Raw genomic sequence first — 10,538 nt, forward strand, 5'->3', positions numbered from 1 at the left:
GGCCTATCAGGTGAGTCTGTGGCTGGCGGTATTGACACCGCTCATCTGGTTCATGACCGTGCTGTTCCTCACGCGCGGTGGCAGGTCGTGGGTTCGGATCCTGCTGCTCGCCGCGGGGGCACTGCTGGTGCTGCCGTGGCCGTTCATCATGGTGGGGGCGATCGGACAGTGATCGAGAACACCAACGAGCCGACCGAAACCTCGGTGTCGTCATCCTCGACGGCGTCTGCACCGGCCGTACGTCGCACCGCCCTCCCGGTGTGGCTCATCGCCACGATCGCCGGCTTCTTCGGCCTGTTCTACGCCTATGCCGTCTGGAACGCCGTCGCCTTCCTGATCTCGCAGGCCACCGGGCCGCTCGGGCTCAACGGTGGGGGATGGGCGCTGCTGCTGACAGCGATCGCATTCCCCGTCGTCGTGTTCGCCCTCGCCTTTGCCATCGGGTGGAAGCGACGCGCCGGAGCCTTCGCGCTCATCATGCTGTCGGGCCTGGGGATCGTCGCGGTGTTCTGGATGAACGTCATCGCCTATGCCGCCGTCTACGGCGCATCGCTTCTCGGAGGCTGAGCCGACGGGACCATCGGCACGTCATCTGGTCGGGACGGTGCGCGCGCCCGCGATAGGCTGGCGAAGGCCCGTCGTCATGGCGTGCGGCGTGGCATTCCCGTCATCCTGCGTGCGATTCACTCGTGCGCGTCTGCTCCGAAGGATCCACCCGTGTCCAAACCGGTCGTGCTGATCGCCGAAGAACTGTCCCCCGCCACGATCGAGGCCCTCGGTCCGGACTTCGACGTCCGAAACGTCGATGGCACCGACCGGCCCGCATTGCTTGCTGCTCTCGCCGACGCGGACGCCGTCCTCATCCGTTCAGCGACGAAGATGGATGCCGAGGCCATTGCATCCTCGCAGAAGCTTCGCGTGATCGCCCGCGCGGGCGTCGGGCTCGACAACGTCGACATCAAGGCAGCGACTGCCGCCGGCGTCATGGTCGTCAACGCACCGACGTCCAACGTGATCTCGGCCGCGGAACTCACCGTCGGGCACATCCTGAGCCTTGCCCGCCACATCCCCGCCGCCCACGCCTCGCTCGCGCAGGGCCAGTGGAAGCGCAGCTCGTTCACGGGCGCGGAACTGTTCGAGAAGACCGTCGGCATCCTGGGCCTCGGCCGGATCGGCGCCCTGGTCGCCGAGCGTCTGCGGGCCTTCGGTGTGCGTCTGGTCGGGTACGACCCTTATGTCACCCCTGCGCGTGCCCAGCAGCTGGGTGTCGAGCTGTTGAGCTTCGACGAGGTTGTGCGCGAGAGCGACTTCCTCACGGTGCACATGCCGAAGACGCCCGAGACGACGGGCATGATCAGCACCGAGCAGCTCGCGGCGATGAAGCCCACGGCGTACGTCGTCAACGTCGCTCGCGGTGGACTGTTCGACGAAGAGGCGCTGCTCGAGGCTCTCACCACCGGCCAGATCGCCGGTGCCGGACTTGATGTCTTCACCGCCGAGCCGCCCAAGCCCGACTCGGCGGCAGCGAAACTCGTCGCCCTTCCGAACGTCGTCGCAACGCCGCACCTCGGAGCTTCGACCGATGAGGCGCAGGAGAAGGCCGGCGTCTCGGTTGCGAAGTCTGTCAAGCTCGCGCTCGAAGGCGATCTCGTCCCGGACGCGGTCAACGTCGCCGGCGGCGTCATCGACCCGTTCGTGCGTCCCGGTATCGGGCTTGTCGAGATGCTCGGGCAGTACTTCACGGGCCTGACCCACAGCGCGTTGACCTCGCTGGACATCGAGGTTCGCGGGGAACTCGCCGCGTTCGATGTCAGCGTGTACCGGCTCGCGGCGCTCAAGGGCATCTTCACGAACATCGTCAGCGAGAACGTGTCTTACGTGAACGCGCCGCTGTTCGCTGAGCAGCGCGGCATCGAAACCCGCATGATCGTCGAGGCCGACAGCCCTCAGTACCGCAACCTCACCGTTCTGCGCGGCACCATGTCGGATGGCACGACGTTGAGCGTCGCGGGAACGCTCGCCGGGACGCGCATGGTCCCGAAGATCGTCGCCATCAACGGCTACGACATCGAGGTACCGATCGCCGGCCACCACGTCGTGATGCGCTACCAGGACCGTCCGGGCATCGTCGCGATCTACGCCAGGAAGCTCGGTGACGCCGGAATCAACATCGAGGGGCTCCAGGTCGCGCATCCGGATGCCACCGGGCGTGCTCTCTCGGTGCTCACGGTCGACGCAGCAGTGCCGGACGAGCTGCTCGACCAGATGCGTGAGGCGGTCGGGGCCGACCTGTTCCGTCAGATCGAGATCGTCGAGCCGTAGGCCTTCGGCCGCGGTCAGTCGCGCGGAGCGGTTGCCTGTGCGATGAGCTGCACCAAGGCATCCATCTCGGCGTCGCGGGGGACTGGCGTTGCCAGACCATCGTGCTGGAGGGCGTTGTTGTAGTAGACGCCGTCGCTGATGAGCATGACGAGGTCCAACGCCGTCTTGTCGGCGACATGCGGGCGGAGAGTGTCGGCCCAGCGCTCCCGGACAGTTCGGAGGGCATCGCTCGCGGCGCCCCGGCCGGCCTGCGCGAGGCGAGAGACGGCGAGGATCGCTCTGTCGAGCGCGGTGCCGTCCATCGCCGAGGTGCGCACGTAATAGGCGACGGGACCTTCCTCTGAGGAGGTCATGCGGGCGAGGTCTTCGTCGACGCACTTCTCGAGTCGGATGAGCAACGCCGCCTCGAGCGCCTCCTTCGACGCGAAGTGGTAGAGCAGGCCACCCTTGGAGACCCCGGCGGCGCGCGCGATGGCATCCATGGTGGCGGCGCGCTCGCCCTCGGCGATGAGGAGTGACTCGAATGCGTCGAGCACCTTCTCACGGGCGTGCGGGGGACGACTCATGCGTTCGATGCTAGCCAGGCAGTCTCCATGGCTGTTACTATACCAGCCAGACGGTATAGAAATTCTGACGGTGACATGATGACGACCCTGACCGAAGACATCCGCATCGCCGAAAGCGAGGGGCGTCCGGTGACCTGGCGTGGCTGGGCTGCGCTGGTGGTGCTGATGCTGCCCGTGCTGTTGATCTCGGTCGACAACACGGTGCTGAGTTTCGCACTGCCCGAGATCGCGCTCGCACTCGAACCCACCGCGGCGCAGCAGCTGTGGATCATCGATGCCTACCCGCTCGTGCTCGCCGGTCTGCTGGTGACGATGGGAACCCTGGGCGACCGGTTTGGTCGGCGGCGGATGCTGCTGATCGGCGCCACCGGATTCGCTACAGTGTCGGCGCTGTCTGCCTTCGCCCCCTCGGCGGAGTGGTTGATCGCGGGTCGTGCTGCCATGGGCCTGTTCGGTGCCATGATCATGCCGTCGACTCTGGCGCTGCTGCGCAGCATCTTCACCCTCCGCAATCAGCGACGCCTCGCGATCGCCATCTGGGCATCGATGTTCTCGGCCGGTGCGGCGCTCGGCCCGATCGTCGGGGGAGTCCTCCTGGAGCACTTCTCGTGGGGATCCGTGTTCCTCATGGCGGTACCCGTGCTCGTGCCGCTGCTGGTGCTCGCGCCGCTGCTGGTTCCCGAGAGCCGCAACCCGGATGCCGGACGCGTTGACGCCGTCAGTATCGTGCTGTCCATGGCGATGATGGTGCCGATCGTGTGGGCCATCAAGGAGTTCGCGGTCCACGGATTCTCACCGACGATCGTCGGCGCGACAGTTGCGGGCGCTGGTTTCGGCATCCTGTTCGTGCGGCGGCAGTTGCGCGCGCGCTCCCCGATGCTCGACATGCGGCTGTTCACGCGAGGCACCTTCAGCGGTGCTCTGCTGGTGAACCTGCTGAGTGTCATCTCGCTCGTCGGCTTCATGTTCTTCATCGCTCAGCATCTGCAACTGATCGTCGGCCTGTCGCCGGTGCAAGCGGGCTTCGCGCTCGTGCCGTCACTGGCGTCGGTCATCGTCTCCGGGCTTCTCGTCGTGCCCATTGCGTCGCGGATTCCACCGCGCATCGTGGTTCCCGCGGCGCTCATGTTCTCGATGAGCGGCTACCTCCTCGTCGCGGCGACAGCGGGGAGCGGTGACCTCGGCTGGCTCTTGCTGGCCAGTGTGCTGCTCGGCATCGGAATCGGTGCCGCCGAGACAGTGTCGAACGAGCTCGTCATGGCGAGCGCCCCGCCGAGCAAGGCGGGGGCGGCAGGCGCTGTCTCTGAGACGGCGTATGAGCTCGGCGCCGTGCTCGGAACCGCTGTGCTGGGCAGCATCCTCACCGCCTCGTACCGGTCGGGAATCGCGATCCCCGCGGGAGTGCCCACTGACCTCGCCGCGCAGGCGCGGGAAACGCTCGCCGGCGCCTACGTCACGGCGGGCGAGCTCGCTGCCCCCATCGCCGACGCGTTGCGTGCTGCCGCGGCAGCTGCCTTCGACTCGGGCGTTGCGGTCACTGCCGCGGTCGGGGCCGGTCTCGTGGTCCTGGCTGCCGTTATCGCGGCCACTACGCTGGGATCGGCGCCGTCATCTGTGAATCAGGCGGCGCGATCCGAGAACGAGGAGAGCAATGTCGCGCGAGGTGAAGCTAGCCGTCATCCCCGGTGATGGCATCGGTGTCGAGGTCGTCGCCGAGGCCATGAAGGTTCTGGATGCGGTGACCGCAGGCGGCGACATCCGGTTCACGAAGACCCCGTTTTCGCTGGGTGCCGCGCGTTACCTCGAGACCGGCGACACGCTCACGGATGCTGACCTCGAGGCCATAAAGCAGCACGATGCGATCGTGCTCGGCGCGGTGGGCGGCGTTCCGGGAGACGTTCGCCTGAAGGATGCGAACATCGAACGCGGACTGCTGCTCAAGCTGCGTTTCGAGCTGGACCACTACGTCAACCTGCGGCCCTCCAAGCTCTATCCCGGTGCCCCCGGCCCGCTCGCGAACCCCGGTGAGGTCGACTTCGTCGTCGTGCGCGAGGGCACGGAGGGGCCCTACGTCGGCAACGGGGGCGCAATCCGCAAGGGCACGCCACACGAGGTCGCGAACGAGACATCCGTCAACACGGCCTTCGGTGTTGAGCGGGTCGTGCGCTACGCGTTCGCGTTGGCCGAACGGCGCCGCAAGAAGCTGACGCTCGTGCACAAGACCAACGTGCTCGTGCACGCCGGCGGAATCTGGCAGAGAATCGTGCGCGAGGTGACAGAAGAGCACCCCGACGTCGCCGTAGACTATCTGCACGTCGATGCGGCAACCATCTTCCTGGTCACAAACCCTGACCGCTTCGACGTGATCGTCACCGACAACCTCTTCGGCGACATCCTCACCGACTTGGCCGGCGCCGTCACCGGAGGCATCGGCCTTGCCGCTTCGGGGAACATCAACCCCGACGGCGCGTTCCCCTCGATGTTCGAGCCCGTCCACGGATCGGCGCCCGACATCGCGGGTCAGCAGAAGGCCGACCCCACTGCTGCGATTCTGTCCATCGCGATGCTTCTCGACCACCTCGGGTTGCACGACGATTCCGCCCGCGTCACCCGCGCGGTGGAAGAGGACATTGCGTCCCGGGGCGAGGCCGCCCGCACCACAGCGCAGATCGGTGACGCGATCGTCGCCCGCCTTCAGGCGTAGCCTGGAGCCACTCGGCTCCTCGCTGTGCTGGGCGATTCCGACACCGCCGCGCTCGAACGACTGGATTTCGACATGACTCTTCTTGACACCGACCCCGACGCCGGCCTTGCGCCCCTGCAGTTCCAGGTGATGCGGAACCTGCAGGCAAAGACGGATGCCGAGCGCGAGGCGATTCTCGCCAACCCCGGTTTCGGTCAGCACTTCACCGACCACATGGTCGATGTCTGCTGGTCGGTCGGCGGCGGGTGGCACCGACCGCAGGTGAAACCCTACGGTCCGCTTTCGCTCGATCCGGCCGCAGCTGTGCTGCATTACGCGCAAGAGGTTTTCGAGGGCATCAAGGCCTACCGTCACGCCGACGGATCGATCCACACGTTCCGTCCCGACCAGAACGGTCGCCGCCTGCAGCGCTCGGCGCGGCGGCTGGCTCTTCCCGAGCTGCCGGTGTCGTACTTCATCCAGTCGCTCGAGGAGCTCATCGCGGTCGACGGCGCCTGGGTGCCCTCGGGCGAGAACCAGAGCCTCTACCTGCGCCCGTTCATGTTCGCCAAAGAGGCCTTCCTCGGCGTGCGTCCAGCCAACAAGGTCGGCTACTACGTCATCGCCAGCCCCGCGGGCGCCTACTTCAAGGGCGGTGTGACCCCCGTGTCGATCTGGCTCAGCGAGGACTACTCGCGGGCGGGCAAGGGTGGCACCGGGGCTGCCAAGACCGGAGGCAACTACGCGTCGAGTCTGCTGCCGCAGTCCGAGGCCTACGAGAACGAGTGCGACCAGGTGGTCTTCCTCGATCAGGACGGCAACGTCGAAGAGCTCGGCGGGATGAACATCGTCTTCGTCTTCAAGGACGGCACGGTCGTGACACCGCAGTCGGACTCGATCCTCGAGGGCGTCACACGCGACTCCATCCTGCAGCTGGCGGCCGACCGCGGCCTCCACGTGCAGGGTCGCAACATCTCGCTGCGCGAGTGGCGTGAGGGTGTGGCATCCGGTGACATCGTCGAGGTCTTCGCCTGCGGGACTGCCGCCGTCGTGACTCCCATCGGCGTGCTCAAGGGACGCGACTTCGTCGACCAGCAGCCCGTCGGCTCGCTCGCGCTCGAGCTGCGACAGGAGCTGACCGACATCCAGTACGGCCACGCCGAAGACCGCCACGGCTGGATGCACCGCCTCGACGCCCGCTCCCAGGCATGAGAATCGCGCGGTTCCGACACGAGGATGCGATCGCCTACGGCATCCTCGACGAGGGCGAGCTCGTGGTGCTCGCGGGTGACCCGATGTTCGCCGGCTACGAGACGACGGGGGAGCGCGTGCCGGTCGGCGAGGTCACGCTGCTCGCTCCGGTCATTCCGCGCTCGAAGGTCGTGTGCGTCGGTAAGAACTACCTCGATCACGCCGCGGAGATGGGGAGCGAGGCACCCGGCGAGCCGCTGCTGTTTCTGAAGCCCAACACGGCGGTGATCGGGCCGGACGAGCCGATCGTGCGCCCGTGGCAGTCGGAGCGCACGGACTACGAGGGGGAACTCGCCGTTGTCATCGGCCGTATTGCGAAGAACGTGTCGGCGGATGCTGCGCTGGACCACGTCTTCGGATACACGATCGGCAACGACGTGACAGCGCGGGACCTGCAGCGTTCTGACGGCCAGTGGTCGCGTGCGAAGGGCTTCGACACCTTCTGCCCGCTCGGACCCGTGATCGAGACCGAGTTCGACCTCGCGGGCGGCGCGACACTGACCACACGCGTCAACGGCGAGGTCCGTCAGCGCGGCGCGATCACCGACATGATCCACTCGGTTCCGGCGATCATCGAGTATGTGTCGGCTGCGTTCACACTGCTGCCCGGGGACGTCATCCTCACCGGCACGCCGGCCGGTGTCGGCCCGTTCGTGTCCGGAGACGTCGTCGAGGTCGAGATCGATGGGCTCGGCATCCTGCGCAACACCGCGCGGGATGCGGAGCCGCGCCGGTGACACTGTCTGACGGCTGGGTCGACGATCGCCAGGAGGCGAGCGAACTCGCCGGCATCCAGCGTCGGACCGTCTGGGTGCTCTCGGCAGGCCAAGTGCTCGGCGGGCTCGGGTTTGGAGCGACAGTCTCCCTCGGTGCGGTGCTTGCCGCCGACATCGCCGGTGACGAGTCGCTCTCGGGGCTGGCTGCGGCGGGTGTGACCCTCGGCACCGCCGCGCTGGCGGTGCCGCTTGCTGCCCTCGCGCGTCGGCGCGGACGCCGTATCTCGCTGGCGTCGGGCATGGCGATCGCGCTCGTAGGCGTTTCGCTGGTCGTGGTGGCGGCGGCCGTTCGGTCGTTCCCGCTGCTTCTGCTGGCCTTCGGGCTCGTCGGAGCGGGTCAGACCGCGAACCTGCAGTCGCGTTTCGCTGCCGCCGATCTCGCCACGGATGCCACGCGTGGCCGCGATCTGTCGATCGTCGTGTGGGCGACGACCATCGGCGCCGTGCTCGGACCGAATCTTGTGCAACCCGGCCAGGCGATCGGAGACGCCCTGGGGATGCCGCCCCTGACGGGACCGTACGTCTTCACGATCGTCGCGCAAGCGCTGAGCATCATTGTGTATCTGTTCGCTCTTCGGCCGGATCCGCTGCTGGTCGCGCAGACGGTGGCGCAGCGGCGTCGCGACCGGGTGGTCAAGCAGCTCGTCAAGCCCGACCGTCCGGTGTCGGCTCGCTACGCGATCTTCGCGAATGCCGCCGCACACGGCGTCATGGTCTCGATCATGGCGATGACCCCGGTTCACATGCTCCATCACGGCGCGAGTCTGACCATCATCGGTCTGACGATCAGTCTGCACATCGCGGGGATGTACGCGCTCTCGCCGGTCTTCGGCATCCTGGCAGACCGCGTGGGCCGCATTCCGACGATCATGGTCGGTCAGGCGCTGCTCGCGGCATCCCTGGTGACGGTCTTCTTCGGCGCGGAGTCGAACACGGCGGTCACCGTCGCGCTCATTCTGCTTGGCCTGGGGTGGAGCGCCGCGACGGTTGCCGGGTCGGCGCTGCTCACCGAGTCGTCATCGGAGGAACGACGCACGACGCGTCAGGGGCGCAACGACCTCTCGATGAGCCTCGTCGGTGCCGTCGGTGCGATCACCTCGGGCGTCGTCCTCGGATGGATCGGTTTCACGGGGCTCGCTCTGGTTGTCGGTGTCGCCGTGATCGCGACAATGCTTCTCGCACCGTACGGTCGCATTCGTCAGGCTGCGTAGTCGTACCGAGGCGCGGGTGCGGCACCCGCTCCGGAACTAGACTTGATATCTATGCCCGGAACGCCGCATCCTGCCACCACGACCGCCACCGGATCCGACGTTCGGGTCCGCTTCTGCCCGTCACCGACGGGTCTGCCGCACGTCGGACTGATGCGGACGGTGCTGTTCAACTGGGCCTATGCGCGGCACAACGGTGGCAAGCTCATCTTCCGCATCGAAGACACGGATGCCGCCCGGGACTCCGAAGAGAGCTACAACCAGCTGCTCGATGCGCTGCGGTGGCTCCGGATCGACTGGGATGAGGGCGTCGAGGTCGGCGGTCCCCACGCGCCCTACCGGCAGTCCCAGCGCCACGAGATCTATCGCGGCGTCCTCGAGAAGCTCATCGCTGCCGGCGTCGTCTACGAGAGCTATTCCACGGCCGAAGAGATCGACGCCCGCAACGAGGCTGCTGGCCGCGCAAAGCAGCTCGGCTACGACAACTACGACCGCGACCTCACTGACGAGCAGAAAGCAGCGTTCCGCGCCGAGGGCCGTGAGCCCGCGTGGCGTCTACGCGTACCCGATCACGACCTCACCTACGTCGACCTCATCCGCGGCGAGGTCACCTTCCCGGCCGGGTCCTTCCCCGACTTCGTCATTGTGCGGGCCGGCGGCGTGCCCCTGTACACGTTCGTGAACCCGGTCGATGACGCTCTCATGGGCATCACTCACGTCATCCGTGGCGAAGATCTGATGCCCTCAACCGCACGCCAGCTCGCTCTCTATGACGCGCTCGTGACCGCCGGCGTCACCGACTTCGTGCCCCGGTTCGGCCACATGCCGCTCGTGCTGGGGGAGGAGGGCAACAAGAAGCTCTCCAAGCGCGACCCGAAGGCAGACCTGTTCTTGCAGCGCGAGAAGGGCTTCATCCACGAGGGGTTGCTGAACTACCTCGCCCTGCTCGGCTGGTCGATCGCTCCCGACCGCGATGTCTTCTCGCTCGACGAGCTCGTCGCCGCGTTCGATATCGCCGACGTCAACCCGAACCCCGCTCGCTTCGATCAGAAGAAGGCAGAGTCGATCAACGGCGACCACATCCGGATGCTGGAAGCCGAAGACTTCGCTTCCCGTCTGATTCCGTACCTGGTCGCCGCCGGGGTCGTGTCGGATCCGCTGACTGACGCGCAGCTGGAGATGCTCGCGGCATCCGCCCCGCTCGTGCAGGAACGGATGCAGCTGCTCGGTGACGCTCCCGGGTTGCTCGGGTTCCTCTTCACGGATGCCGTCACCTATGAGGACGACGCCCTCGCGTCTCTGCCTGCCAACGCGGGTGAGGTGCTGGTGGCCGGTGTGGGTGCGATCGAGTTGATTCCCGAGGCGGAGTTCACTGCCGCCGCGATTCAGGAGTCCCTCGCTGCTGCGCTCATCGAGGGCCTCGGTCTCAAGCCGCGCGTCGCCTACGGACCGCTGCGGGTCGCACTCAGCGGCCGTCGCGTCTCGCCGCCGCTGTTCGAGTCCATGGAACTCTTGGGCAAGGATGCGTCGGTCCGCCGCTTCGGGGCACTCGTCGATCACCTCGCCGCGAGCTGAGACGCGCCGCTGCCGGGTCTGGTTTGGCGGGGCCTTTCGCGTCGTCTAGACTTGACCCTTGGCGCCCGTTCCGGCGGGAACCCTTGGGGTATGGTGTAATTGGCAACACGGCTGATTCTGGTTCAGTTGTTCTTGGTTCGAGTCCAGGTACCCCAGC

Annotated in this window: 9 protein-coding genes and 1 tRNA gene; 9 read left to right on the forward strand and 1 reads right to left on the reverse strand. The window is 66.9% G+C overall.

The window, feature by feature from the left end; translation table 11 throughout:
• Window positions 1–168: 168 nt before the first annotated feature.
• Both B3587_RS05030 and serA read left to right on the forward strand, forming a co-directional pair.
• A complete protein-coding gene (locus B3587_RS05030) occupies window positions 169–567 on the forward strand; it encodes a bacitracin resistance protein (RefSeq protein WP_292726884.1) in 399 nt (132 codons plus the stop codon).
• 150 nt (window positions 568–717) lie between these two features.
• Entirely contained in the window at window positions 718–2,322 is a 1,605-nt protein-coding gene (gene serA / locus B3587_RS05035; protein ID WP_228178086.1) for a phosphoglycerate dehydrogenase, read from the forward strand.
• A gap of 14 nt (window positions 2,323–2,336) precedes the next feature.
• On the opposite strand, the gene B3587_RS05040 is transcribed toward serA, so the two are convergent.
• A complete protein-coding gene (locus tag B3587_RS05040) occupies window positions 2,337–2,888 on the reverse strand; it encodes a TetR/AcrR family transcriptional regulator (RefSeq protein ID WP_228178087.1) in 552 nt (183 codons plus the stop codon).
• 78 nt (window positions 2,889–2,966) lie between these two features.
• On the opposite strand from B3587_RS05040, the gene B3587_RS05045 reads away from it, so the two are divergent.
• The 7 genes from B3587_RS05045 to B3587_RS05075 all read left to right on the forward strand — a co-directional run bounded on the left by B3587_RS05045 (window position 2,967) and on the right by B3587_RS05075 (window position 10,537).
• Window positions 2,967–4,577, forward strand: coding sequence for an MFS transporter (locus tag B3587_RS05045; protein WP_292726887.1), 1,611 nt, complete (start codon window positions 2,967–2,969; stop codon window positions 4,575–4,577).
• Window positions 4,540–5,592, forward strand: coding sequence for a 3-isopropylmalate dehydrogenase (locus B3587_RS05050; protein WP_292726885.1), 1,053 nt, complete (start codon window positions 4,540–4,542; stop codon window positions 5,590–5,592). Before B3587_RS05045 ends, B3587_RS05050 begins: the two co-directional genes overlap by 38 nt.
• Window positions 5,593–5,664: 72 nt before the next feature.
• Window positions 5,665–6,783, forward strand: coding sequence for a branched-chain amino acid aminotransferase (locus B3587_RS05055; RefSeq protein ID WP_292726888.1), 1,119 nt, complete (start codon window positions 5,665–5,667; stop codon window positions 6,781–6,783).
• Complete coding sequence (locus B3587_RS05060; protein ID WP_228178090.1) at window positions 6,780–7,559, forward strand: fumarylacetoacetate hydrolase family protein; 780 nt, start codon at window positions 6,780–6,782, stop codon at window positions 7,557–7,559. The genes B3587_RS05055 and B3587_RS05060 overlap by 4 nt, the downstream gene beginning before the upstream one ends.
• A 2-nt stretch (window positions 7,560–7,561) precedes the next feature.
• Window positions 7,562–8,809, forward strand: a complete 1,248-nt coding sequence (locus B3587_RS05065) for an MFS transporter (RefSeq protein WP_292726889.1) — start codon at window positions 7,562–7,564, stop codon at window positions 8,807–8,809.
• A gap of 51 nt (window positions 8,810–8,860) precedes the next feature.
• Entirely contained in the window at window positions 8,861–10,381 is a 1,521-nt protein-coding gene (gene gltX, locus B3587_RS05070; RefSeq protein ID WP_292726886.1) for a glutamate--tRNA ligase, read from the forward strand.
• Window positions 10,382–10,465: 84 nt separating this feature from the next.
• Window positions 10,466–10,537, forward strand: a tRNA-Gln gene (locus B3587_RS05075).
• Window position 10,538 lies beyond the last annotated feature (1 nt).

This window comes from Microbacterium sp. UBA837, from assembly GCF_002296025.1.
In the GTDB taxonomy this organism is placed as follows: Bacteria; Actinomycetota; Actinomycetes; order Actinomycetales; family Microbacteriaceae; genus Microbacterium.